Source organism: Ruegeria halocynthiae (assembly GCF_000743705.1).
Classification (GTDB): domain Bacteria; phylum Pseudomonadota; class Alphaproteobacteria; order Rhodobacterales; family Rhodobacteraceae; genus Ruegeria; species Ruegeria halocynthiae_B.
This window is the reverse complement of record NZ_JQEZ01000003.1, coordinates 453,589-478,757: the sequence shown is the minus strand read 5'-3', so window position 1 is coordinate 478,757 and position 25,169 is coordinate 453,589. Positions and strand designations below refer to the sequence as shown.

General features: G+C 57.7%; 23 protein-coding genes. 6 read left to right on the top strand and 17 right to left on the bottom strand.

Translation table 11 applies throughout. From position 1 onward, the window contains the following. Positions 1–3 precede the first annotated feature (3 nt). From JT51_RS13045 to JT51_RS13030, 4 genes are read right to left on the bottom strand one after another with little or no spacing between them, the layout of a single operon-like run. Entirely contained in the window at positions 4–1,278 is a 1,275-nt protein-coding gene (locus JT51_RS13045) for a bifunctional folylpolyglutamate synthase/dihydrofolate synthase (RefSeq protein WP_200876087.1), read from the bottom strand. After that, positions 1,275–2,207: an acetyl-CoA carboxylase, carboxyltransferase subunit beta gene (gene accD / locus JT51_RS13040; protein ID WP_037313263.1), complete on the bottom strand. Its 933-nt coding sequence runs from the start codon at positions 2,205–2,207 to the stop codon at positions 1,275–1,277. The genes JT51_RS13045 and accD overlap by 4 nt, the downstream gene beginning before the upstream one ends. A gap of 59 nt (positions 2,208–2,266) precedes the next feature. Next, positions 2,267–3,163: a CPBP family intramembrane glutamic endopeptidase gene (locus tag JT51_RS13035; RefSeq protein ID WP_037313261.1), complete on the bottom strand. Its 897-nt coding sequence runs from the start codon at positions 3,161–3,163 to the stop codon at positions 2,267–2,269. Next, positions 3,156–6,254, bottom strand: coding sequence for an ABC transporter transmembrane domain-containing protein (locus JT51_RS13030; RefSeq protein WP_037314232.1), 3,099 nt, complete (start codon positions 6,252–6,254; stop codon positions 3,156–3,158). Before JT51_RS13030 ends, JT51_RS13035 begins: the two co-directional genes overlap by 8 nt. A 249-nt stretch (positions 6,255–6,503) precedes the next feature. On the opposite strand from JT51_RS13030, the gene JT51_RS13025 reads away from it, so the two are divergent. From JT51_RS13025 to JT51_RS13015, 3 genes are all read left to right on the top strand, one after another. Then, a complete protein-coding gene (locus JT51_RS13025; protein ID WP_037313259.1) occupies positions 6,504–7,265 on the top strand; it encodes a DUF6478 family protein in 762 nt (253 codons plus the stop codon). A gap of 11 nt (positions 7,266–7,276) precedes the next feature. Continuing rightward, positions 7,277–7,636 (top strand): hypothetical protein, encoded by a 360-nt coding sequence (locus JT51_RS13020; protein WP_037313257.1) that lies wholly within the window; start codon positions 7,277–7,279, stop codon positions 7,634–7,636. Between the two features lie 89 nt (positions 7,637–7,725). Further along, entirely contained in the window at positions 7,726–9,252 is a 1,527-nt protein-coding gene (locus JT51_RS13015; RefSeq protein WP_051927537.1) for an MFS transporter, read from the top strand. A 47-nt stretch (positions 9,253–9,299) separates the two neighbouring features. Here the strand turns inward: JT51_RS13015 and JT51_RS13010 are convergent, their stop codons facing one another. From JT51_RS13010 to JT51_RS12980, 7 genes are all read right to left on the bottom strand, one after another. Beyond that, the gene (locus tag JT51_RS13010) at positions 9,300–10,640 is read right to left on the bottom strand and encodes a S41 family peptidase (RefSeq protein WP_037313255.1); all 1,341 of its coding nucleotides are present in this window, start codon (positions 10,638–10,640) and stop codon (positions 9,300–9,302) included. Between the two features lie 6 nt (positions 10,641–10,646). After that, the gene (locus JT51_RS13005) at positions 10,647–11,777 is read right to left on the bottom strand and encodes a murein hydrolase activator EnvC family protein (protein WP_037313253.1); all 1,131 of its coding nucleotides are present in this window, start codon (positions 11,775–11,777) and stop codon (positions 10,647–10,649) included. Continuing rightward, a complete protein-coding gene (gpmI, locus tag JT51_RS13000) occupies positions 11,774–13,291 on the bottom strand; it encodes a 2,3-bisphosphoglycerate-independent phosphoglycerate mutase (RefSeq protein ID WP_037313251.1) in 1,518 nt (505 codons plus the stop codon). The genes JT51_RS13005 and gpmI overlap by 4 nt, the downstream gene beginning before the upstream one ends. An 89-nt stretch (positions 13,292–13,380) precedes the next feature. Beyond that, the gene (locus tag JT51_RS12995; protein WP_081894686.1) at positions 13,381–15,069 is read right to left on the bottom strand and encodes a sulfatase-like hydrolase/transferase; all 1,689 of its coding nucleotides are present in this window, start codon (positions 15,067–15,069) and stop codon (positions 13,381–13,383) included. A 73-nt stretch (positions 15,070–15,142) separates the two neighbouring features. Next, entirely contained in the window at positions 15,143–15,379 is a 237-nt protein-coding gene (nqrM, locus tag JT51_RS12990; protein WP_037313250.1) for a (Na+)-NQR maturation NqrM, read from the bottom strand. 15 nt (positions 15,380–15,394) lie between these two features. Further along, positions 15,395–16,420 carry an FAD:protein FMN transferase gene (locus JT51_RS12985; RefSeq protein WP_037313248.1) on the bottom strand — a complete coding sequence of 342 codons (1,026 nt, stop codon included), beginning with the start codon at positions 16,418–16,420 and terminating at the stop codon, positions 15,395–15,397. A 67-nt stretch (positions 16,421–16,487) separates the two neighbouring features. After that, the gene (locus JT51_RS12980) at positions 16,488–16,673 is read right to left on the bottom strand and encodes a hypothetical protein (protein ID WP_037313246.1); all 186 of its coding nucleotides are present in this window, start codon (positions 16,671–16,673) and stop codon (positions 16,488–16,490) included. Positions 16,674–16,794: 121 nt separating this feature from the next. Between JT51_RS12980 and JT51_RS12975 the strand changes: the two genes are divergently transcribed. After that, the gene (locus JT51_RS12975) at positions 16,795–17,319 is read left to right on the top strand and encodes a CBS domain-containing protein (protein ID WP_037313244.1); all 525 of its coding nucleotides are present in this window, start codon (positions 16,795–16,797) and stop codon (positions 17,317–17,319) included. 15 nt (positions 17,320–17,334) lie between these two features. On the opposite strand, the gene JT51_RS12970 is transcribed toward JT51_RS12975, so the two are convergent. Continuing rightward, complete coding sequence (locus JT51_RS12970; RefSeq protein ID WP_037313242.1) at positions 17,335–18,108, bottom strand: metallophosphoesterase family protein; 774 nt, start codon at positions 18,106–18,108, stop codon at positions 17,335–17,337. Between the two features lie 182 nt (positions 18,109–18,290). Here JT51_RS12970 and JT51_RS12965 point away from each other — a divergent pair, with 182 nt between their 5' ends. Next, positions 18,291–19,304, top strand: a complete 1,014-nt coding sequence (locus JT51_RS12965) for a GDP-mannose 4,6-dehydratase (protein WP_037313240.1) — start codon at positions 18,291–18,293, stop codon at positions 19,302–19,304. Between the two features lie 14 nt (positions 19,305–19,318). Then, positions 19,319–20,602, top strand: coding sequence for a Vi polysaccharide biosynthesis UDP-N-acetylglucosamine C-6 dehydrogenase TviB (gene tviB / locus JT51_RS12960; protein WP_037314223.1), 1,284 nt, complete (start codon positions 19,319–19,321; stop codon positions 20,600–20,602). A 51-nt stretch (positions 20,603–20,653) separates the two neighbouring features. Here the strand turns inward: tviB and nqrF are convergent, their stop codons facing one another. Genes nqrF through JT51_RS12935 form a run of 5 tightly spaced genes read right to left on the bottom strand, consistent with a single transcriptional unit; the run spans position 20,654 to position 25,165 of the window. Continuing rightward, positions 20,654–21,877: an NADH:ubiquinone reductase (Na(+)-transporting) subunit F gene (gene nqrF / locus JT51_RS12955; RefSeq protein WP_037313238.1), complete on the bottom strand. Its 1,224-nt coding sequence runs from the start codon at positions 21,875–21,877 to the stop codon at positions 20,654–20,656. Between the two features lie 10 nt (positions 21,878–21,887). Further along, positions 21,888–22,496 carry an NADH:ubiquinone reductase (Na(+)-transporting) subunit E gene (nqrE, locus tag JT51_RS12950; RefSeq protein WP_037313237.1) on the bottom strand — a complete coding sequence of 203 codons (609 nt, stop codon included), beginning with the start codon at positions 22,494–22,496 and terminating at the stop codon, positions 21,888–21,890. Next, complete coding sequence (locus JT51_RS12945; RefSeq protein WP_037313235.1) at positions 22,496–23,149, bottom strand: NADH:ubiquinone reductase (Na(+)-transporting) subunit D; 654 nt, start codon at positions 23,147–23,149, stop codon at positions 22,496–22,498. Before JT51_RS12945 ends, nqrE begins: the two co-directional genes overlap by 1 nt. Next, the gene (locus JT51_RS12940) at positions 23,149–23,964 is read right to left on the bottom strand and encodes a Na(+)-translocating NADH-quinone reductase subunit C (protein ID WP_037313233.1); all 816 of its coding nucleotides are present in this window, start codon (positions 23,962–23,964) and stop codon (positions 23,149–23,151) included. Before JT51_RS12940 ends, JT51_RS12945 begins: the two co-directional genes overlap by 1 nt. Beyond that, the gene (locus JT51_RS12935; protein WP_037313232.1) at positions 23,957–25,165 is read right to left on the bottom strand and encodes an NADH:ubiquinone reductase (Na(+)-transporting) subunit B; all 1,209 of its coding nucleotides are present in this window, start codon (positions 25,163–25,165) and stop codon (positions 23,957–23,959) included. The genes JT51_RS12940 and JT51_RS12935 overlap by 8 nt, the downstream gene beginning before the upstream one ends. Positions 25,166–25,169 lie beyond the last annotated feature (4 nt).

Genomic DNA, 25,169 nt, shown 5'->3' with positions numbered 1-25,169 from the left:
AAGCTAGCTGTTTTCGCGTAAGATGTTGCCTGCCAGATAAAGCGAACCGCAAATCAGAACCCGAGCCTGCGGGTCTTGGTCGAGGATGGCTTTTAGGGCAGCGGCGGCATTGTCAGCCGATGTGGCGGTCAGGCCAATCTTCGCGGCAGCATGGGCGGTGTCTTCGGCGCTGAGCGTGTTGGCCTCACCGGGAATGGAAACCGCGATCAGGCTTTGGACCTGTTTGGCGAGCGGGTCCAAATAGCCGGTCACATCCTTTGTATTGAGCATACCGCAGATCATATGCGTCGGGCGCGCAGGCAGTTTGGTCAGCACATCGGCCAGGGCCTCTCCGGCGGCAGCGTTATGGCCGCCGTCCAGCCACAGCTCGGCCTGTTGCGCCTGATCGACAAGCGGGCCGGTTTTCAACCGTTGCATTCGGGCAGGCCATTCGGCCCGGATCATTGCGGCCTCATAGGCGTCATCGCCAAGGTTGAGGTGACGCAGAACCGCCAAGGCGGCACCGGCGTTCTGGATCTGATGTGCGCCCAGCAGTTTCGGCAGGGGCAAGTCGCGCAGACCGGATTCGTCCTGATAGACCAAGCGCCCGTTTTCTTCGGTTACATGCCAGTGTTGGCCGTGGACCAGCAGCGGCGCGCCAAGGCGGGCTGCGGTATATTCGATAACCTCCAGCGCCTCATCGTGTTGCGGGCCGACAATGCAAGGAACGCCCGGCTTGATGATCCCGGCTTTTTCGGCGGCGATCTTGCCCAGCGTATTGCCCAGAAACTGTTCATGGTCGATGGAAACCGGCGTGATCACGGTCACCGCTGGTTGGTGAACGACATTGGTGGCGTCCAGACGGCCGCCCAGACCGACCTCGAGCAAAGTGTAATCTGCCTGCGTGCGCGCAAAGGCCAGCAGGGCGGCGCAGGTCGTGATTTCGAAATAGGTGATGTTCTCGCCGCCATTGGCGGCATAGCATTCATCCAGAACGGCGCTTAGATCGGGTTCTGAAATCAACTCTCCGGCAAGGCGGATTCGTTCGTGGAACCGCGCCAGATGAGGCGAGGTATAGGCGTGAGCCAACCGCCCGGCCCCTTCGAGCCCGGCCCGGATCATTGCCAGTGTCGACCCTTTGCCATTTGTGCCCGCGATATGAATCACCGGCGGCAGCTTGCCCTGCGGATTGTCCAAAGCAGCCAGCAAACGCCACATACGGTCCAAGGTCAGATCAATGATCTTGGGGTGCAGCGCCATCATCCGTTCAAGGATGAGGTCAGACGTCTGAGCGATCATTTCTTGTCTGCGTCCTCAGCCGGTTCTTCGGCTTTGGCGTCTTCGGGTTCGGGCGCAGGCAAATCGCCTTTTACAGCCGGGGGCTGGTTCATCAGCATACGTGTGATGGTGATCAGCTCTTCGCGCATTTCAGTGCGCTTGGTCACGCGGTCCAGCATGCCGTGATCCAGCAGGTATTCGGCGCGCTGGAACCCTTCGGGTAGTTTCTCACGGATGGTCTGCTCGATCACGCGGGGACCGGCGAAACAGATCAGCGCATTCGGTTCCGAAATATGCACATCGCCCAGCATCGCATAGGATGCGGTCACGCCGCCAGTCGTCGGATGGGTCAGAACAACGATGTAGGGCAGCTTTGCCTCTTTCAACATCTCGACGGCCACGGTGGTACGCGGCATCTGCATCAGGCTGAGGATGCCTTCCTGCATCCGCGCGCCGCCCGCGGCGGAAAACAGGATCAGCGGGCGCTTGTGCTTTACCGCCTCTTGCGCGGCGGCAATGATTGCGTTGCCGACATACATGCCCATCGACCCGCCCATGAACGAGAAATCCTGGGCTGCGGCCACGATCGGTGTCCGGCCGATTTCGCCCATGGCGACCAGCATCGCTTCTTTCTCGCCGGTTTTTTTCTGGGCGGCCTTCATCCGATCCGGATATTTCTTCTGATCGCGGAATTGTAGCGGATCATCCTTGGGGGCCGGAACGGCGATCTCGGTGAAAATTCCACCGTCGAACAGATGGGTGAAACGGTCCCGGGGCGTAATCGCCATGTGGTGGTCGCACTGGGTGCAGACGTTCTGGTTTTCCGCCAGCTCGCGATGGAACAGCATCGTGCCGCACTCATCGCACTTATGCCAAAGGTTTTCGGGCACTTCCCGGCGTGAGAAGATCGAGTTGATCCGGGGACGGACGTAGTTTGTGATCCAGTTCATATCGGAACCTTGCTAGTGCGGCTTTGACGTCAAATAAGACGCGACGGAAAGAAATGCAATCAACGCCTGATCGCAACGCGTGCTGTCAGCCATGTGACAATCATCATGGCAAAATCCACATACAGCCATTGTCGCAGCATGTCCGCGTCCGACATATCGTATGGCAGCAGGTAGAGGGCCAGACCATTCAGGTGGTCAGGCAATGAGAAAAACAACAAAGCCACCATATTGTTGAAAAAATGCAAGGCAATGGCAGGCCCCAATGTCCCTGAACGCGCGGTCAGATCACCGGCCAACAAGCCAAACATGCCGGACCAGAGCGCGATCAGGACCGCGTTGTCGCCCGCGGTGCCGGGCGCATAATGCCCGGCAGCGAACACAAGGGACGGCACCCCCAACCAGATGATCGGAGATCGGAATCGCGCCGCCAGGCTTTGCTGTATGAACCCGCGAAAAAGCACCTCTTCGGCGCTGGTTTGAATCAGCACGGCAAGCAGCGAAAGCGGCAGGAACAAAAGCCATGTGGAAAACGCCAGATTGCTGACCAAAGCCGCGCCCAGACCATAGGGGGGCAGAATTGCAGCCACAACACCGACAACCAGCAACGCCTTGAAAACACGCCAGAACTGCGTGACACCTTCCCACGATGGGCCAAGAATTGACCAAAGCGAACGGTATTGCAGCAGACGTGCCGCAACCGCCACGCCCAGCGTCACGAAACCGAAACTGGCCAAAAGCACGAGCATCGCGACGGGCGATGATCCTGCCATAAAACTTTGTTTCCAATCATCCGAAGCCAGCCCCGCAACCAGGGCAATCAGGACCATATTCAGAACCGTTACCGTCACCCCAATGACAACAAGGCCCACCAGCAAACGCCATAACTCGGGCTGTGACCGCACCTGAGCGACAAGACGTTCGTGCGCTGCGTAAGGTGCGGGCCGGGCTTCAGACATCCCCGGCCTTTCCGTCGGTTTGGTTTTCTATGTCAAAAAACAGGCTGGTTGCGTTCGCCGCATTGGCCCGGCCAGACAGGGTGGTCAGATATCCGGCCACTGTTCTGAGCAATTGCAGCGCGACACCGGCATCGCTTTCTATGACTGCGCGCAGCTCTTCAGCGCCCAGACGCAGGAACGAACAATTATTGACCGCAACCAGATCAAGCTGCCGGACATCGCCGGTGATAACCGACAGATCCCCGATCAGGCGGCCCGGTTCGATTACCGAAATCGTCCGAGTCGTACCGTCATCTTCGGTCCAAATCAGATCGGCCTGCCCCGAGATGCACAGATAAGCCGCATCCGGGGTCTGTCCGCGTGAAAAGATGACCTGACCGGCCGCCGCCTCGTACCATTGCGCCGAAAAGGCCAGCAGGCGCTGGTTTCGGCCATCAATACCCGAAAACAGCTCGGTCGAGGATATGATCTTGAGTTTACGGCTAAGATCAGCAGTTGTGCCAATTTCCTCTTCGGTATGGGTCTTTGAAACGCCGTCGATCCGGCCGTCTTTGATTTCGACGAACAGGTCATACGCCTCGGGGTGTGCAAAGTGATCCTCCATGAAGATCATGATCGAATCGGGCAGCAGCTCGCGCAGCTTCAGCCGAGTCCGAAGCCGGCTTTCGGAATCATGGCTGGCCAGCGCCTTATCAAGGATCAGAACATCCGGGCGTTTGATCCCCGCACGGGAAAATGCAGCCCTTTCCTGAAAGACGGTCGGCAGGTTGTTCCCACCCAGGCCCGATGGCAGGTCGTAAATCATGGCTGCGGCCTGGCGGCGCAATCCAACCTCGTTCATCGCCTCGGCCACGACGTCTTCGATTTCGTCCTTATGCGCCCCTGCCATGATCGAAATCCGCCCGAACAAAGCGTTCTCCATGACCGTCATACGGGCGATATAGGTGTCGGGCGTCACGGGAATGAACAGACCGTTCATCGACGTCCTCAGCCTTTCGGCCTGTTCGCTGCGAATGGCCAGAATCTTGTCTTTATATTCATCCGGGAAATCTGGCCCGATCTGTTCTGCGGTCAGCAGGAAGGGAACAGTCAGCAGCAAGGCCCGCTCATGATCGGTAATCGCGGCGTCACCCTTTGCCTTGCGGCGATCTTCGATGTCCAAAAGACGGTGATACATCTCTTTGGTCATGCCCAACCGCAGGAACAGCGGGTGGTCCGTCCCGTCACGTCCGAACGTCTGGTTCAGCGTGGTCAGCACCGCGTTTGCGATGCTCATGGCGTCTTCGTCCAACTCGTGAAGACGCAGCATCGACATGAATCGCTCATCACCCGCCAGAATATCCGGAGAGATATTGCGAGACGGCGCCGCGTACAGCAGGTTCCCGCCAAGCGGAACCGCCGGATTGAACCGGTCCGGATCGAACCGGTAAACGTAGCGGGCCAGGTCCTTTTCCTCGAGCCGTTCAGCAACCATTTCGCGCAGATTTACAATGTCCCGCGCCAGGGTCGGATGCTGTTCGGGATCGAATTGCGTACGCAGCGTGCGGCGGAACATGAACTCATCAATGCCCATCGCCTCCACCAGTTGGAACCACCAGTCGCGGATTTCTTCGATATCATCCAATCCGGCCAGACCCGGGTCGATCCATTCGTCAGACAAGGAGTCAATCGGGTTACCCGCGCGCTCGGCTTCGATCTGCCAGCGGGTTGGGGCCTTTATCGCCTCGGCCTCGTGCTGAGGGTGGGTCCGAAGCGGCATCAACAGATTGTCGCCCAGAGTTCCGTCAAACAAATACGGGCGCGAATAGGCATACCCGATCCGCGCCGCGATCACTGATTGGTGCAACGTCCGAACGTCATGCCCCGCGATAAGAACATCGCCCTGAACTGGCAAAAGCTCTCGGGTCAACAGCTGCGCCAGCGCGCTGCGTTCCGCCGCATTCGAGGATTTGATGGCGACGCGGGCCCGATTGGGAATGGTCAGGTCGATGTCTTCCAGAATGGTTTTGCTGTCATCGTCGCGCACGGTCACATTGCGCAGCTCAATATCGCCATCCAGATGCGGGATCGTCTCAGGCTCACCCAAAAACAGCTTTTCGGGAATCATGTTTTTGGGTGCAAAGCGTTCAGTCACGATTTCCCAGCGCAAGGACATGTCTTGGACCTGATTGTAATAAGTCAGCAAATCCTTCCAGGGGCCGCTGAGATCCTTGTAAGCCCCAAGGGCCGCGACCAGAGCACCCACAGTCACCTCACCCGTAATCGCCAGATAACCGCCGACCGAATAAAACAGGAACGGCGTCATCTGAGTGATCAGATTGTTGATGAACTTCATGAAGAATTTCTTGTTGTAGATCTTGAACCGGATCTCGAACAAGGTTCCCAGCCGATGGCTGAATTGCGCCAACCGGTAACGCCAGCCACCATTGGTACGCAGGTCGCTGATCCCCGCGGCACTTTCCCCGATTTCCGAACTGAGATGGCGGACCTGTTGAATGCGCTCTTTGTTCAGCAGGTTGATCTGCCGCTGTAGCTTAGGAATCAGCCAGGCCTGCAACGGAATCAGCGCAATGCTAGCCAGTCCGAACCAGACGCTTTGCATAAACAGAAAGGTGACGATGGTCATCATCTGGCCGAACTGAAACACCGGTTGGGCCACTGCATCCCCCATCAGGCCGCCCATCGGCTCGGCCTCGGAGGTGATCATCGAAACCAGCTCACCCTGACTGGTTGTAGCAAAGTAGGATTTGGGAAACCGCATTGTGCGGTGGATCAGCGTAAACCGTAATCGACGCAGCATCCGTTCGGCCAGCACACCTTTCATCGTGTTGATGCGCATCTTCATCAAACCGCTGACGATCACCGTCGCAAGAAAGGCGACACACAAGATCATCAGGTATTGCACCTGGGATACGGTGATACCCAGAACCGTCACCGTATCACTGGGGGCACCAATGGCATCGTTGATGATCTGCTTGGGTAACTCAAGCGAGGCATAGAGGAACGGAAATGACAGAACCGTCAGAGACAACAGCACAAGCTGTTGTTTCTTTGAATGTTTCCAGATGAATGCGAACAGTGTGGGTTCCATGCCCCGGCCTTGCCTCAATATTATTGTATCAGGTTTTTTTTCAGGATGATCCGCTGCAATCAGATGCCGGACGGTACGCACTGACCCGGTCGATTGCAAGAATGGCGGCCGTTCTATCAGCTTGAAACCCGGCTGCCCAGCCAAAAGCGTGTTCACAATTTGGGAATATTTGATCCCCAATCTATCAATTCACCTTTATCCCCGACGCAGTCTTTGACTAAAGAGGGGGCAAGTTCAAATGATGGGATCATGGGCAAACTTCTGGACCGCTATATTCATCGCAAAGTTGCAGAGCGCTGGCGCAAAGCCACGCAGGGCGCTGCCGCACTACCTGCGCCGAAATTGCGTCAGATGCGAGATGAGGCGCGCAAACTGCGCGGGCAATTGAACAATCTGATCCACAAGGCCGAAAGCCGGCTGGCCCGCCCCGGCGTCGGATCAACGCAATTCCCCAAACCACTGGGAACAGACTGGTGCTGCCGACCGGACTTGTGGCGCGGGCCGCTGCCCCGTCCGGGGATTGCCTCGGCGTCGCGCAGGGCCAGCTTGGATCATCAGGTGACGCTGTTTCATGATTGTGCGCTGGCTGAGATTGGGATGCGGCAAACGCGAAACACGCGGGACAAGGATCTGGCCCCCTTCGGGCTGACAGTCGAAGTGTTTGGCTTTTCCGGCTCTTTCCTTTCCCTGTCCGTGGAGCTTCCGCCCGAGGCCGCGCAGGGGCTGACCAAACAGCACCTGATGCGCATGGATGTTCTGATCGAAGCCGAACGCCCTTTGGGGGTTGTCGCGCGGCTCAATATTCAGCACGGGCCGAATACGGATCAGGTGCCGCGCGCGCTGGATTTGTCATCCCCAACAAACTCGATTGATTTTGATCTGGCTAATCTGCCCTTGAACGAGCGGCGCATTGAAAAAATCTGGCTGGACCTGATCTTTGAACGCCCCGAGATGAATCGCATAACCCTGCGCGATTTGACCGTTTGCCGCCACCACCGCGCCGATTTGTGAGGCCCCAGGCAATGACACATCCAACTCTGACACCCATCCGCTTTGAAAACGGCATCTGGCTTGGGCACCTGCAAGCCCAAACCGAGCCTCGGGTCGAAGTTCATTTACTGGGAAATACCCTCGACAACATAGGTCTGACCCCCTCGGACAACGGGTGGGAGCTGAGCATCCCTGTCCCGGCATCCGCCCTGTCTGACGGGGTGCATTGCTTTGTTATTGTCGATGCCAACACCGCACAAAAGCTTGGGGATTTCACGATCATCGCGGGGGCACCCGCCGCAGATGACCTGCGGGCCGAGGTCGAGTTGTTGCGGGCTGAATTGGATCTGTTGAAGCGGGCGTTTCGCCGCGCCCAAACCCGCGACGATTGATCATTCGCCCACTTCGCATCAGGTAAATTCCTGTCAATTGCACGAGTTACGTGCATCAATGAGCTATCTGAGGCAATCAGGACGGGCTCATGGACCGAAGCAGCATAATCAAAGTCATCGCGCTGATGGTGACCGGATTCGGGATCGGCATAGATTTCACCGGTGCGCTGATGTTGGTCCCTGCTATTGAAAACAGCTTTGACACCGACATCACCAGCACCCAATGGGTTCTGAACATCTACGCCCTGTTTTTCGCTATGACCATGGTTGCCGGGGGGCGGATGGGCGACATGTTCGGGCATCGAAAGATGATGATCATCGGTCTGTCGATCTTTCTGTTCTCATCCGTCATGTGTTTTGTATCGCCCAACCTGGATTTCCTTATTGGCGCGCGGGCGCTGCAAGGTATCGGGGCGGGCTGTGTCTGGCCTTGCACGCTGGCCTTCGGGGCAACCAAAGTGTCCAAACCCGAACACCGAGCGATGATCATGGGCATGATCCTGGCGGGTGTGACCACGGGCAATGTCTTTGGGCCGCTGATCAGCGGCGCGGCGGTCAATTTTGGTGACTGGCGGTTGTTCTTCCTGGCGAATGTGGTGTTTTCCAGCATTTCGATGATCACTGCCCTGCTTCTGATGCAGCGCGAAACCCAGCACAAACAAGGCGAACATATCGACTTTTCAGGCATCGGGGTTCTGTCCTTTGCCGTACTGTTACTGCTGTACGGGCTGGACGTGGGCGCGGATTGGGGATGGACCTCGGTTCCGTTGCTGATGTTGTTCTTCCTGAGCGCCGTGTTGTTCTTTCTGTTCCCCAAGGTCGAAAAACGCGTGAAAGAGCCGGTGTTGCTGCCGCAGATGATGCAGAACCGCGAGTTTCGGATCACACTCGGGTTGAACATGTTCAATGTGTCAGCGGCCTTTGTGGGGTTGCTGTATTTTCCGCAATACATGCAAAAAGTTCTGGGATGGTCAGTCTTTCAGTCGGCACTGGGTCTGGCCCCGCTGACCGTGCTGCTGGCGGTTGGCTCGATTGTATCGGGTACGCTGTACAATGACTTTGGTCCCAAACGCCTGCTGTTCTGGGGCTATCTGATTGCAACAATAGGGGCAGCCAGTGTTGTGGTGATGCCCGACGGGTTGGGGTATTTTCAGATCCTGCCCGGCATGGCGATGATCGGGCTGGGCGCGACATTGACCGTGGGGCCATCAGGTACGGCTGCGGTCTGCGCTGTTAAACCGGAACGCGCCGGGCTGGTTGGCGGGCTAAGCTTTATGACGCATCTGGTGTATGGTGCCATCTCGGTCGCTTGTGCGACTGCAATCATGTATGTCACCAGCCTTGCTAGCCTCGGCAAACAACTGTCGGCGGACGGGGTGACAATGTCAGAGGCTGATCAACGCGTGATCAACGGCGGATCGCTGACGACGGATTCTGCCCAAGCCGTTATGGCAAAACTGAATTCGGCCGAGGTCGAAAAGGTCAAAACCGCCATCGCCGCAGCCTTTGACACCGGAATGAACATGGCATTTATCTTTGCGACATTGTCCGTATCGGTCGGGGTCGTTCTGGCGATGATGTTGGATGAGGACAAGCTGCACAAAGTGGAAGGCTGACGTGTCCTCCGAAAAAAAGGGGCCGCCCTTTTGGCGGCCCCTTTCTGTTACTGTGATGGTCCGTTTGGATTGAAGGCTGACAGACCTTTGAGGATGTCGATGGCATAGGCCAACTGGTAATCCTGTTCCCGCAGCTCGGCCGTGGCTTCGGCCTTGGCGCGATCTTCCTCAATCTGGCGGATTTCATCCTCGCTCAGACTGTCGTTGTTTAGACTGCCGCGCAGGTCGGCCTCGGTCCGGGTGCGCGCATTGCTTTCTTCTGCTTCGTCGTCTGGCGTGGGGCGCGGCTGTTCCACGATGATATCGGGGCTGACCCCAAGCGCCTGAATCGACCGGCCCGAAGGGGTGTAATACCGCGAGGTTGTCAGCCGCATCGCGCCATCACCACGCAGCGGCATAACCGTCTGTACGGACCCTTTGCCAAAGCTCTTGGTGCCGACAACGATAGCCCGGCGGTGATCCTGCAGCGCACCGGCAACAATTTCAGACGCCGAGGCCGAGCCGCCATTGATCAGAACAACGATCGGCTTGCCTTCGGCCAGATCGCCAATGGTCGCGTTGAAACGTTCGCCTTCGCCGGGATCGCGGCCGCGGGTCGAAACAATCTCGCCTTCGTTCAGGAAGGCGTCGGATACTTTGATCGCCTGTGTCAGCAACCCACCGGGGTTGTTCCGCAGATCCAGAACGACGCCGTTGACCTTGTCGATGCCGCCGGCCTCTTCGATCTGTTCCTTCAGCCCTTCCTGAAGGTTGGGGAAAGTCTGGTCGTTAAAGGTGGTCACACGTACCACAACGCTGGTGCCCTCTGTCCGGGCGCGCACAGCTGTCAGCTTGATGGTGTCGCGGACAATGGTGACGTCAAAGGGTTCCTGTTCACCCTCGCGGACAACGGTGATCACGATTTCCGACCCAACCGGACCGCGCATCAGATCAACCGCCTTGTCCAGCGTCAGGCCTAGGATGCTTTCGCCGTCGACATGGGTGATGAAATCGCCCGCCTCGATCCCGGCTTCATCCGCAGGGGTGTCATCAATGGGCGAGACCACTTTGACAAAACCCTCTTCCTGCGTGACTTCGATTCCCAACCCGCCGAATTCACCACGGGTCTGCACGCGCATCTGCTCGGCATCATCGGGCGACAGATAGCTGGAATGCGGATCCAGCGAGGTCAGCATACCGTCAATGGCGGCCTCGATCAGTTCCTCGGGCTCAACCTCTTCCACGTATTGGGCGCGGATGCGTTCGAAAATATCGCCAAACAGGTCCAGTTGTTCATAAACGCTGGCCTTGCTTTCGGCCTCTTGCGCCAGCAAAGGTCCCGCGATCTGGGTCGTCGCGATTATGCCTGCCACGGTTCCGGCCAGACCGGCCATCACAAATTTCTTCATACTCGTTTATCCATCCTTGTCGGTCCGAAACCACGATTCCGGGTCCACGGGGGTATTGTCTTGTCTGACTTCTATATAGAGCGTTTCTGACCGGTCAGTTCCAGTGCCATCACCGCTTGTTGACAAAATAGCGCCGATTTCCGGTGTTTCACCCGGCATCAACCCGACCGGTGTCCCCTCGGGGATGACCTGCCCGGCCTCGCCATAAACTTCCTGCAGGCCTGAAAACACGAACAACAAACCGGGTTGCGGTTCAAGGATCACCAGGTTCCCAAGGTCCAGCAGCGGCCCGCGATAGCGGATGGTGGCGGCGGTCGGCGATGTAACAATTGCGCGCGGCCGGGTGCCCAGAACCAGACCGGGCCGGGTGACACCGGCTGCGTCCGTCTCGCCTGCGCTGTGCAGGATCACACCTTGGGTCGGCAGTGAAACCTGACCTTTCCGGTCCGAAACATCGGCATCAGTCGCGGCAATTTCACCTTCTGAAATTTCGGACAGGCCGCTGGCGAACCCGTCCAGCGTTTCGGTGGACGATATCAAAATCGCGGTGCGCACCGGATCTTCGACAAAACGGCGCGGCAAATCGGTACGATCCGCGATGGCCTCGCTTAATCTGGTGCGGGCATTCTGCACGCCCATCAGGCCCTCGGTCAGGGTTTCCGAGGCGCTGTGCTGCAACCGCCGCAGGGTCTGAACCTCTTGCAAGTCTCGGGCCAGCGCCTGCACCCGCGCGTTCAGGCCGGGCGTGACCTCGGACAACATCATGCCCGCCCGCGCCGACCCCAATGGCCCCGAGGGGTGCAGCATCAAAACCGGCGGTGCGGTCGTTTCAATGGTCTGCAACACGCCCAGCAACTGGGCCACGTCCTTTTCACGGGTCCGCAACTCGGCCGTCAGCTGTGCTTCGCGCGTTGCCGCACGGCGCAGACCATCGCGCATGGCGCTCAGGCCGGCCTCATAAGCCTGTATCGTTTCGGTCAGCGCCCGCACCCGGTCCCGCGCGCTGTTGGCTTCGGTCAAGGCAACCGATGCCTGTTCCAACATCTGCGCCGCATTCAGCGCCGCTGTCGCCGGGTCGGTCTGGGCGTTGACCGGCGTTGACAATACAGCAGCCAGAAGAAGCGCGCGCACGATCATGTCAAAAGGCTCTGACCGGTCATTTCCGGCGGTTGATCCAAGCCCATCAGTTCCAGAATGGTTGGGGCCAAATCCGCAAGACGCCCCTGTCGCAACCCGGCGCCCTCGGGGCCGCCGACCAAAATCACCGGCACCAGATTCAGCGTATGCGCTGTGTGCGGCCCGCCGGTTTCGGGATCAACCAACACCTCGCAATTGCCATGATCGGCGGTGACGATCATCGCGCCACCGGCTTTTTCTAGGGCGGCGACCACCTGTGCCAATCCCCGATCCACGGCTTCGCATGCCTTGATAGCCGCCTGCAAATCACCCGTATGACCAACCATATCCGGATTGGCATAGTTGGTGACAATCAGGTCATAGCCTGCCCCGATGGCCTCAACAAATTTTGCGGTCACCTCGGCCGAGGACATCTCGGGCTGGAGATCATAGGTTGCCACTTTGGGCGATTTCGGCATGTAACGGTCTTCGCCCGGCTCGGGGGTTTCCTTGCCGCCGTTCAGGAAAAAGGTGACATGGGGATATTTCTCGGTCTCGGCCAGACGGAACTGCCGCAACCCCTGTTTGGCCACCCATTCGCCCAGCGTATTCACCAGCGCGCGTTTGGGGAACACGGTGGCCATATAGGCATTGTGGCCGTCTGAATATTCGACCATCCCCAGCAGCGCCGATAGCTGCGGGCGCGGCCCGGTGTCGAAATCGGTAAAACCCGGTTCCCCAATCGCGCGCAGAATCTCGCGGGCGCGGTCGGCGCGGAAGTTCAGGCAAAAGAGACCGTCACCATCCTTGACACCGTCATACCCATCCAGAACGGTCGGAGCGATGAACTCATCGGTCTCTGACTGGCTGTAAGCGTGGTCAATCGCGCGATGTGCCGTCGCAGCAGCGCGGCCCCTGCCGTTGATCATCGCCTCATAAGCCTCGGCAACACGTTCCCAACGATTGTCCCGGTCCATCGCAAAATAACGCCCGCAGACCGAAACAATGCGCGCACCGTCAGGCAGCCGGTCTTCCAGTTCGGCGATGTATGTAAAAGCGGACTTTGGGGCCACGTCGCGCCCATCCGTCATGGCATGCAGCGCAACGGGCACACCGGCCCCGGTGATGGCCTTGGCCGCTGCGACGATGTGATTGATATGGCCGTGCACACCGCCATCCGACACCAGCCCCATCAGATGCGCAGTGCCACCAGCGGCCTTCACCTTGCCAATAAAATCCTGCAATGCGGCATTTTCGAGGAACGAACCATCCTCGACCGCCAGATCAATCTGCCCCAGATCCATGGCGACAACCCGGCCTGCGCCAATATTGGTGTGACCAACTTCAGAGTTGCCCATCTGCCCGTTGGGCAGGCCAACATCGGGACCATGGGTGATCAACGTCGCGTGCGGACCTTTGGCCATGATCGCATCGAACGTCGGCGTATGCGCCAGATAGGGCGCGTTGGCCTTGGTGTCTTCGGACAGGCCCCAACCATCAAGAATGCACAGGACAACGGGTTTGGGGGCGGTCATTTTCTGCTCTCCGGATTTCTGCTCTTGGTCCGTCTTGTATCGCCTGACCTGCGGCGGGTGAACCGCCTTTTACCCCCGCGTGGGCAGATTTAATGCCCCTGCGGTTTGTCCTTGCCGATGTAGTCTGCAAAAGGACGGGCCTTGCGCCCCCTGTACTTGACGGTCAGATCCAGTGGCGCGTCATTTTCGTCATAAATCCCAACAACAACGCCCCTGCCCCGGCTTTTTGTGCGCATCTCGGTCAATTGCTCTTCGGACCGCGTGGTGCGCTGCGACGGGCGGCGCGCCCAGGCAAAAAGGTGGTCGTACATCTGAGTGATGACATCGGCATGGGCGGCACTATCCCCCAAATCGGTCAATTCATCCGGGTCGTTTTCCAGATCGAACAGAATGGGCCGATGCCCGCCTTCGCAATGGATCAGCTTCCACTTTTTGTCGGCCACCATGAACATCACCGCATCCCGGACCGAGGCGTTCAACGTGTCCGCGATAGGAGAGGCCGAATAGTCATACTCACAAACCACCACATCGCGGGGTGTCTCTGCCTGTTGCCCTTGCAGGATCGGCAGCAGCGAATGCCCTTCGAGGATATGGTTGGCAACCTCGCCACCCGCAACATCCACAAAGGTGGGGGCCAGGTCGACGGATTCCACCAATGCGTCGCTGACGGTGCCACGGGTGGCGTCGGCCGCAGGTGACGGGTCGTAGATAATAAGGGGCACTCTGGTCGAGGCGTCATGGAAGAACGTCTTCTCACCCATCCAGTGATCACCCAAAAAATCACCATGATCCGAGGTCAGCACGATCAGCGTATCCTCCATCCGGCCGGTTTTTTCCATCCAGTCGAACAGGCGGCCCATTTGGTCATCGGCCTGTTTGATCAGGCCCATATAGGCCGGGATCACCGCATCCCGCACGTCTTGCCGCGAAAACGCCTGTCCAACTTTGGTTTCCATGAACGCCTTCAAAACCGGATGCGCACTCTGACGCTCGTCCTCGGATCGAACCACCGGCGTCACATGTTCAGGCCCGTACATCGCGGCATAGGGGTCCGGCACGATATATGGCCAATGCGGCTTGATAAAGCTCAGGTGGCAGCACCATGGGCCGTCTTGGGACTCCATGAACTCGATCCCGCGCCCTGTCAGATATGGGGTTTCGCTGTCTTCCTCGGCGATGTTGGCCGCCTCGGTCGAATTTTTCAGGAACCAGCCGGACAGAACATTGCCATCCGCATCCAGCCCGGAATTGGCAAAGTCGTGCCAGGGGTTGTCGCTTTCATAGCCCTTGTCGGACAGGTATTTGTTGTACTCTCTGGCACCATCCGGGTCATAGAAGCCGTCTGGCCCTTCGGGTCGCATCCCGTCGTCGCGTTCAAACACGTCGAACCCGCATTCGGCCACACGGGCACCGATCAAACTGTCGGGTTCCAGACCCAGCCGCGCCATGCCTTCAGCATCCACCCGCATATGAGTTTTACCGACCAGCCAGCAACCCATCCCTGCCTTGCGCAGGTGATCGCCCATGGTCATCTCACCCACCTTCAGGGGGATGCCGTTCCACGAAGCCCCATGCGAATGCACATAGCGCCCGGTATAGGTGGACATGCGCGAACTGCCGCAAATGGGGGATTGGATATAGGCGCGGTTGAACCGCACACCGCGCGTGGCGAGACGGTCGATATTGGGCGTGTGCAGATGCGGGTGGCCGTAACAGCCCAGATAATCCCAGCGCAGCTGGTCGAACATGATGAACAGGATGTTCCTGGCTTTGGCCAATGTGATACCTCCCCGGGAGTCGTCGGGGACTTAATTAGCTAATTTCACGCCCGTCGCGAAGCGCAATCTGCGCTCAGGCCTGACGTTCCATCTGTTCCAGCATCTTCTTGGCGCGTTTGCATTGCAGTTTATCCCGCAGCGGGCTGTCGGGATCGACGTCCTTTTGGCAGACCACACATTTATCCGCGCCCGAGATTGCGTTCAAACCGCCACAGCTGCCCTTGATGGTCTTGCCCATCAGCATCACACCCAGCGACATGCCGACAATGATGATCAACAGCAGAAAGAAGGCCAGAATAAAGGTGCTCATCTCGGTTCCTACCAGTCAGTTGGTTCCAAGCGCGTCCTTGAACGCGCTGCTATGGACGGTGATATAGGCTTCTTCGTCGCCTGTCACATCCCGCGAGATGAAATACACGGCAAGTTTATACTTTTCGGCCAGCTCAAGACCCTTTTCCTGCCCCAACGCCAGCATCGCGGTCGCCCATGCATCCGCCATCATCGCGTTTTCGGCCAGAACCGTGACCGAGGTCGTGCGATGCGTGATCGGGCGACCGGTGATTGGGTCGATGATATGCGAATACCGCACACCATCCTGTTCGAAGAAATTCTTGTAGTCACCCGAGGTCGCCATTCCAAGGTCATCAAGCTGAACGATCAGTTGCAGGTTTTGCGCCCCAGCTTCCGGTTTTTCGATACCGATCCGCCAGGTCTCGCCCTTGTCATTGTCGCCTTTGGTGACAAGGTCGCCACCGATTTCGACCATGTAATCTTCGACCCCCGCATCGCGCAGGGTCTCGGCCACCGCGTCGATACCGTACCCTTTGGCAATTGCGGACAGGTTGATCCCTACGCCCGCATCAGATTTCGCCAGGGTTCCTTTTTCACGGTCCAGAACCAGCAACCGGGATTGGCCGACCCGGTCCAGCGCGTTCTGAATATCGGCATCGGAAGGCACGGGATCTTCGGGTTTGCGTGGCCCAAAACCCCACAGTTCGATCAACGGGCCAAGTGTAACATCAAAAGTTCCGCCGGATTTCTCATGCACGTCTTCCGCCGCGGCAATGACGAGGCCGAATTCATCCGATATCGGAACAGGCTCTGTGCTGGCCGACGCGGAAAAGACCGACACTTCGGAATTCGGGTCCCAGTTGGACATCTTGGCGTTGACCTTGGCCAATGTTTCCTGGACCGCCGCCGCCAGGGCATCTTCGTCTACCTCTGTCCCAATCGCCGTGACATTAAACGTGGTTCCCATCGTTTCACCAGACAGGCGAACCACTTCGGGTTCTTTGTCAAGAAAACAGCCGGAAACTAAAGCCACAACAGCCAGAATAGGCACAAAGCGCATTAAGGAACCTCCTGAGGGAAACCGTGCCCGGCGTATGCCAGTGGCCCCAATCAGAGTCAAACCAACATCAGATTTTCAGCGGGAGGAACCCGAGAACCAGCAATCCAACGCCTGCGGGAACGCCAAACAACCAGGCTTTGCGCTGCCAGCCCTGTGCCTGCTGTTTCCAGGCCATCCGAAAATTGTGACCGCAGACGACAACCGCAAAGAAAATGAACGCGGCAATGGGCGGGGTCAGATAAAGGTCAGACAACAGGCCGGGTATCCTTGGTTTGCGGCAGTTTTCCCCTGTCAGGGCATTTGCACCCTATACAGGTCGTTTGGCTGCGGTAAGGTAAAACAAAAGCCATCTCAGGTATAAGAGGAGATTGCCTATGGCCCCAAGCTCTTACCAGCCCCCCACACGCGGCGACAAGGCCGAGAAAGCCACCCGCAGCCAATCGGCTGAATCCAATCTGTCGCACACGCAGACAACAGTGGCCAAATTGCTGGAAGGCAAAGGTGATGCCGTCTTTTCAGTGCGGCCTACGGACACGATTCATTCGGTCGTGAATACCCTCAAGGACAAGCGGATCGGTGCGGTGCTTGTCACCGACCAGAACGGAACGTTAAAGGGCATCCTGTCTGAACGCGACATCGTGCGGCGCATGGCCGATACGCCGGGGCAAACCTTGCCGCAGTCGGTCGAAGACCTGATGACCCGCGACGTCCAGAGCTGCGCCCCCGATGATTTGTTGAACGATGTTCTGAAATCCATGACCGAGGGACGGTTCCGGCACATGCCGGTTCTCAAGGATGGCAATCTGCTGGGTGTCATCACAATCGGTGACGTGGTTCATTTCCGACTGAAGGAACTGGAATACGAAGCCCTGCGGATGAAGCAGATGATTGTCGGCTGACAACGCTTTGGGGTTTTAGCGCCCACCCGGGGTTGAGGTAAACCGGACCTCGCCCTCAAGGATTTCGGCGGCTGTCAAACGGCCGCTGAAAAAAGCGCCGGTATCAATCGAAACGATTCCGTTTTGCACGCGTGAGGATTCGACGATTGTGTGGCCGTGCACCACCCACTGCCCGTCTGTTCGCGACTGATCAAAAAATTTTGGGTGCCCCCACAGGCAGACCTGATGCGGCTGATCACCGACGGCCAGCACCGGATCGAGCGCGGCATGAACCGCCGTGACATTTCCACTGGACCATGTCAGTGGCCGCGCGCGCAACCAGGCAATCAGATCCTCACCCATCGCCCGCCGCAACTGGTCTGCTGCGGCCACAGATGTCTCACCCACCAGGTTTTCGTCAATCCCGGTTACCCCGAAGGACGCCAAAGTATGCGCGCCACCATTTTGCAACCAGTGTGGCGCGTACTGTTCAGGGTCATCCAGAAAGTTCAGCAACATTGCTTCGTGATTGCCCATCAGACAAACGACCTGTCTGTCAGTGCCCTGACTGAGGTGGCGAAGATGGCGCAAGACTTCGGCGCTGTAGCTGCCCCGGTCAATGTAGTCCCCAACAAAAACCAGCGGGCAATCGGGGTCCATCCGCGATAGCAGCGCCTGCAACAGATCCAGTCGCCCATGAATGTCGCCAACGGCATAGAACCGCATATCCGGCGCAATTTCAGACACCGGCATATTTTGAATTCCGGCCCGGCTGCGGCCAAGCGACTTGTTGATCCAATCCCATAACATAATGCACCTTGCCTATCTTGATGGCTGTCCAACAACAATCAACAAACGCGGCTGATGCCGGTTTCGTCAATTGCACCGGTTTCCTGCTGCGTAAGTGGGCATGATCCGGAAAATCTTCTTGACCTTGCTCGGGCGACAGTATCCCTGATGCACAAAAGGTCTGATCAGCAGTCGAGGGGCGCATGAAACGGGTATTGGTCACGGGTACGGCGGGGTTCATTGGGTTCCATCTGGCGAAACTGTTGCTGTCCGAGGGGTTTCGCGTACACGGCTATGACGGGATGACGGATTACTATGATGTCACCCTGAAACAACGCCGCCACCAGATGCTGATGCAATCGCCGGGGTTCACGGCAACCGAGGATCGGTTGGAAAATCATGACGGGTTGATGCAAGTCGCCGATGATTTTAAACCCGAAGTCATCGTTCACCTCGCCGCTCAGGCCGGGGTCCGTTACAGCTTGGAAGACCCGCGCAGCTATATCAATTCGAACGTTGTCGGAACGTTCAACGTGATGGAGGTGGCCCGGCAACACAAGGTTGCGCATCTTCTGATGGCGTCGACCTCATCGGTGTATGGGGCCAACGAAGAGATGCCCTTTACCGAGGTCGAAAAAGCGGACACACCGCTGACCATCTACGCCGCCACCAAAAAGGCGAATGAGGCGATGGGCCATTCCTACGCACATCTGTGGGATTTGCCGACGACTATGTTCCGGTTTTTCACAGTGTACGGCACTTGGGGGCGACCTGATCTGGCGCTCTATAAGTTCGTGGATGCGATCCTGGATGACCGCCCGATTGATGTTTACAACCATGGCGACATGTACCGCGACTTTACGAATGTGAACGATCTTGTCCGCGGAATCAGGTTGCTGATCGACGTGCCGCCCGTTCGCCCCGCCAGTGCCGATGATATCGAGGACGGCGACAGCCTTTCCCCCGCCGCGCCCTGGCGCGTGGTCAATATCGGGAACGGCGACAAGGTACGCCTGATGGATTTCATCGAAGCCATCGAAGACGCCATCGGCAAGAAGGCCATCCGCAACTATATGCCGATGCAGATGGGAGACGTGCCTGCGACCTGGGCCAATAATGACCTGTTGCAAAAGCTGACCGGCTATCGCCCGCAAACGGACTTTAAAGACGGGATCGCGCAGTTTGTCGAATGGTTCCGCGATTACCACGGCAAATGATCCAGGGGGCCAGAATGTTTGAAACCGACCCGAACTCTCGCAGGATTGCCGTCATTGGACTGGGCTATGTCGGGCTGCCGCTGGCGGTGGCTTTTGGGAAAACCGCTCAGGTCGTGGGATTTGACATCAACGCACCCCGGATCGAAGCCCTGCGCGCGGGTTTGGATGCAACTCAGGAAGTTGAGCCCAACGATCTTGAGGCCGCAGATGGCCTGACGTTCACAACCGAAACTGGCGATCTGGCCGGTTGCGACACATTCATTGTGACCGTACCAACACCGATCACGGCAGGAAAACAGCCCGACCTGTCGCCGCTTCTGGCGGCTTCGGAAACGGTCGGGCGCGTTCTGAAACCGGGCGATCTGGTGATCTACGAATCCACTGTTTACCCCGGCGCAACCGAGGAAGACTGCGTTCCGGTACTGGAACGCGCCTCGGGGTTGACGTTCAACACGGATTTTTTCGTGGGCTACAGCCCCGAACGGATCAATCCCGGCGACAAGACGCACAGAATATCTGACATCTGCAAGGTAACGTCCGGCTCGACCCCTGACGCGGCTGATCTGGTGGATGCGCTGTACGGGCGGATCATCGCGGCCGGCACCCACAAGGCCGAAAGCATTCGCGTGGCCGAGGCTGCGAAGGTGATCGAAAACACTCAGCGCGACCTGAACATCGCCCTTGTAAATGAGCTGGCCATGATCTTTGGCCGCCTTGATATTGATACGGACGCCGTGTTGCGCGCGGCGGGCACCAAGTGGAACTTTCTGCCGTTTCGCCCCGGTCTGGTTGGTGGGCATTGTATCGGGGTGGACCCCTATTATCTGACGCATAAGGCGGAATCTGTTGGCCATCACCCACAGATCATTCTGGCCGGGCGGCGGCTGAACGACAGTATGGGCGGCTATGTCGTATCCCAGCTGATCAAGCGGATGATACGCGATGGCATTGATGTGGGCGCGGCCCGGGTGCTGGTTATGGGGCTGACCTTCAAGGAAAACTGCCCGGACCTGCGCAATACAAGGGTTGTTGATATTATCGACGAGCTTAATGAATATGGGGTCAAAGTTGACGTTCACGACCCGCATGTTGATGCTGCCGCCGCGCAGGCAGAATACGGGGTTTCATTGACAGAAACGCCACTGCAAGCCCGCTATGACGGTGTTGTTCTAGCTGTTGCGCACCAAGAGTTTCTGGATCTCGATCCAGCCGAAATTCGCGCCTATGGCAAAGACCAAAGTGTCTTTTTCGACGTCAAATCCTGCCTGCCCAAAAAGGAAGACGACCTTCGGCTGTAAGTGTCGCAAAATTGGAAAAGCCGGCGCTGTGTGCACCGGCTTTTTGTCTTCTTAACCGCCGAAGTCATCCAGCATGATGTCTTCGCGGTCCACGCCCATATCCAGCAGCATGTTGATGACCGACTGGTTCATGATTGGCGGGCCACACATGTAATATTCGCAATCCTCAGGTGCCGGGTGGTTCTTGAGGTATTCTTCGAACAGAACATTGTGGATAAAGCCGGTGTAGCCTTTCCAGTCATCCTCGGGCTGCGCGTCCGACAGGGCGACGTGCCATTCGAAATTGCTGAATTCCTTGGCCAGCGAGTCGAAATCTTCGACAAAGAACATCTCTTTCTTGGATCGCGCGCCGTACCAGAAGCTGATTTTCCGGTTCCGGTTTTCAAGACGCTTGAGCTGGTCAAAAATGTGGCTGCGCATGGGGGCCATGCCCGCACCACCACCGATAAAGACCATCTCTCTTTCCGTCTCGCGGGCAAAGAATTCGCCAAACGGGCCCGAGATTGTCACCTTATCCCCCGGTTTCAGGTTAAAGATGTAAGACGACATCTGACCGGCGGGGATACCTTCCGAGCCCGGAGGTGGTGAGGCCACCCGGACGTTGAGCATGATCATGCCCTTTTCATCCGGATAGTTCGCCATCGAATAGGCGCGCTCGATCGGCTCATTCACCACGGACTTGTATTGCCACAGGTTAAAGCGATCCCAGTCTTCGCGGTATTCTTCTTCGACATCGAAATCGGTATAGGCCAGCTGGTGCGCGGGCGCTTCGATCTGGATGTAGCCGCCAGCGCGGAAATTGACATCCTCACCTTCCGGCAGGTCCAGCGTCAGCGCCTTGATGAAGGTCGCAACGTTTTCGTTTGACCGAACCGTGCATTCCCATTTCTTGACGCCAAAGACCTCTTCGGGAACTTCGATATCCATGTCCTGCTTGACCGCAACCTGACAGGACAGGCGGTCGCCGCAAGATGCCTCACGCTTGGTGATGTGGCTTTCCTCGGTCGGCAGGATCGACCCGCCGCCCGAATGCACCCGCACCCGGCATTGTGCGCAGGTGCCACCGCCACCACAGGCAGACGGCACAAACAGCTTCTCGGCCGCCAGCGTTTGCAGCAGCTTGCCGCCCGCCGGGACAGCAATGGTCTTCTCACCATTGATGGTAATATTGACATTACCGGTCGACACCAGGCGCGAGCGTGCCGCCATGATGATGGCCACCAGCGCAAGAACGATCAGGGTGAAAAGGACGACGCCCAGGCTAAAAGTTTCCATTGGCCCCTCCTTACAGCTTCACGCCCGAGAAGGACATGAAGGCCATCGCCATCAGTCCTGCGGTGATGAAGGTGATGCCCAGACCCTGCAGCCCGTCGGGAATATCTGAATATTTCAGCTTTTCCCGAACCCCGGCCATTGCAGTGATCGCCAACGCCCAGCCAAAACCCGAAGACAGGCCATAGGTCGCGGCCTCAGCAAAGTTATAGTCGCGTTCCACCATGAACAGCGACCCACCCAGTATGGCGCAGTTCACCGTAATCAGCGGCAGAAAGATACCCAACGCGTTGTATAGCGGCGGGAAATACTTATCGAGCACCATCTCCAGAATCTGAACCATCGCGGCGATCACACCAATGTATGAGATCAGGCCGAGGAAGGTCAGGTCCACATCGGGAAATCCAGCCCAGGCCAGCGCGCCCGGCTTCAGAAGATAGGTCAGCAGCAGGTTGTTTGTGGGCACCGTGATGGCCTGCACGACCATGACCGATATCCCCAAACCCAGCGCGGTCGAGATCTTTTTTGACACGGCGATGAACGTACACATGCCAAGGAAAAAGCTAAGCGCAAGGTTTTCGACAAAAACGGCCTTTACGGCCAGAGAGATAAGCCCTTCCATCAGTGCGCCTCTACCTGCTGGATTTTGTATTCACGTTCTTCAACCTGTTTCGGCTTCCACGTACGGAAAGCCCAGATCAGCAGACCGATCACGAAAAAGGCCGACGGCGGCAACAGCAGCAACCCGTTGGGCACATACCAGCCACCATTGTTCACCGTTTGCAGGATCGTCACGCCAAACAAGCTGCCCGAGCCGAACAGCTCACGGATAAAGCCAACCAGCAACAGGATCAGACCATAGCCCAGCCCGTTGCCGACACCGTCAATGAACGAGGCCATCGGCGGGTTCTTCATGGCAAAGGCTTCGGCGCGGCCCATCACGATACAGTTGGTGATGATCAAACCGACAAAGACCGACAGGGTCTTCGAAATCTGGAACGCATATGCCTTGAGGATCTGATCCACCAGGATCACCAGCGAGGCGATGATCACCATCTGCACGATGATCCGGATCGAACCGGGGATCTGGTTGCGCAGGATTGAGATGAACATCGACGCAAACGCGGTCACAAATGTCACCGCCAGGGCCATGACAAACGCAACCTGCAGCGACGACGTCACCGCCAGCGCAGAACAGATGCCCAGCACCTGCAACGTAATCGGATTGTTGTCGACAAGCGGGTCGACCAACAGCTCTTTCTTTGTCTGGGACATCAAAGATCTCCTGCTTGCAGTTTGGTCAGGAAGGGACCGTAGCCCGCATCGCCCATCCAGAATTTCACCAGGTTATCGACACCGACCGAGGTCAGCGTGGCACCGGCCAACGCGTCAACATAGAAATCCGGCCCGGCCGCAGGCTGCGTCTTGGATACAGTGATCTGCAATTCACCCGCGTCATCGCGCAGCTTTTTGCCGTTCCACAGCTCTTTCCAGCGTGGATTATCCACCTCAGCCCCAAGGCCGGGGGTTTCACCATGCTGATAGAATTGCAGGCCAAAAATATCGTTGCCGTTACTCTCAAGCGCGATAAAGCCATAGAGCGTAGACCAAAGCCCGTAGCCGTGCAGCGGCAAGATCACCTTATCCAACGCGCCAGAGTCATCGCGCAACAGATAGATCACGCGATACTTGGCCTTGCGGCCAATCCCGGCGGGATCACTGTCCAGCGCGACGCTGAGGTCCGGATCAGATGCGGCAGCCTGATCGTCAAACGTGGCCGGATCGAACTGATCGTCGACAAATTCGCCGGTGGCCAGATCCAGCACATGCGGTTCGAACGCGGCAAAAGCCTCGGTCACGTTGATGCCCGACTCATAGACACCCGCCACCTGCAACACGTTGACCTGCTTGTCTTTCAGCTTGTTCGCTTCTTGCACCGGACGCAGGCTAACGGCTGCGGCCGACACGATCATCGACGCGACAAGACAGATCGCGACGGCGACAAAAATGGTTTTGCCGACCGAATCCGGCGAGGCCGCCAGGAACCGGGCAATCGCGCCCTTGGGTTCTGGGGATTGCGTATCAGACATGGCGACGCGCCCTCCGTTTGATGTTTGCCTGTACCACGAAATAGTCGATCAGCGGCGCAAAGACGTTACCGAACAGGATTGCCAGCATCATGCCTTCGGGGAAAGCCGGGTTCACCACACGGATCAACACAACCATGACACCGATCAACGCACCATAGATGTAACGCCCAACGTTGGTGTGGCTGGCGGAGACAGGCTCGGTCACCATGAAGGCCAGACCAAAGGCATAACCGCCCAGAACCACATGCCAGTACCACGGCATCGCGAACATCGGATTGGTGTCCGATCCGACCAGGTTCAACAGCCAGGTGAACGCGATTGTACCGGCCAGACACCCCACGATCAGCCGGTAATTAGCGATCCTTGTCATCAGCAGGAAGGCCAACCCAACCATACACGCCAATGTTGATGTTTCGCCAAAGCTGCCCTGAATTGTGCCGAAGAACGCGTTCCACCAGGTGATGCCATCCGCAGCCAGTGCCTGATACCCATCGGCGGCTGACACTGCCAAGGCCGTCGCGCCCGAGAACCCGTCAACCGGGGTCCAGACCGAGTCGCCCGACATCTGCGCCGGATAGGCAAAATACAGGAACGCCCGCCCCACAAGCGCGGGGTTGAGAAAGTTCTTGCCGGTGCCGCCAAAGACTTCTTTGCCGATCACCACGCCGAAAATGATGCCAAGCGCCACCTGCCACAGCGGCGTGGTCGCAGGCATGATCAACGTGTAAAGCATTGAAGTAACAAGGAACCCCTCGTTCACCTCATGCCCGCGCACGGTGGCAAAGATGACCTCGAAAATACCACCGGCAACCAAGGTCACGATGTAGATCGGCAGGAAATACAGCAACCCGTGCACCACATTGGCAAAGATGCTGCCCGGGTCCAGCGAGATGCCGAACAGCTGCAAAATTGCGATCCGCCACCCGGTTGCGGCATCCGGTCCCAGCCCGGCGATGGCAGAATTGGCCTGATAGCCGGTATTCCACATCCCCCACAGGATACAAGGGATCGTCGCGATCACGACATAGGTCATGATCCGCTTCATATCCACATAGGACCGCGTGTGCGGCGCGACACTGGTGACAGTTTTCGGAGTGTAGATAAAGCTCTCCACCATCTCGTAGATGGGGAAGTACTTTTCGTACTTGCCGCCCTTGGTAAAGTTCGGCTCGATCCGGTCAAAGAAGCTGCGCAAACCCATGTGG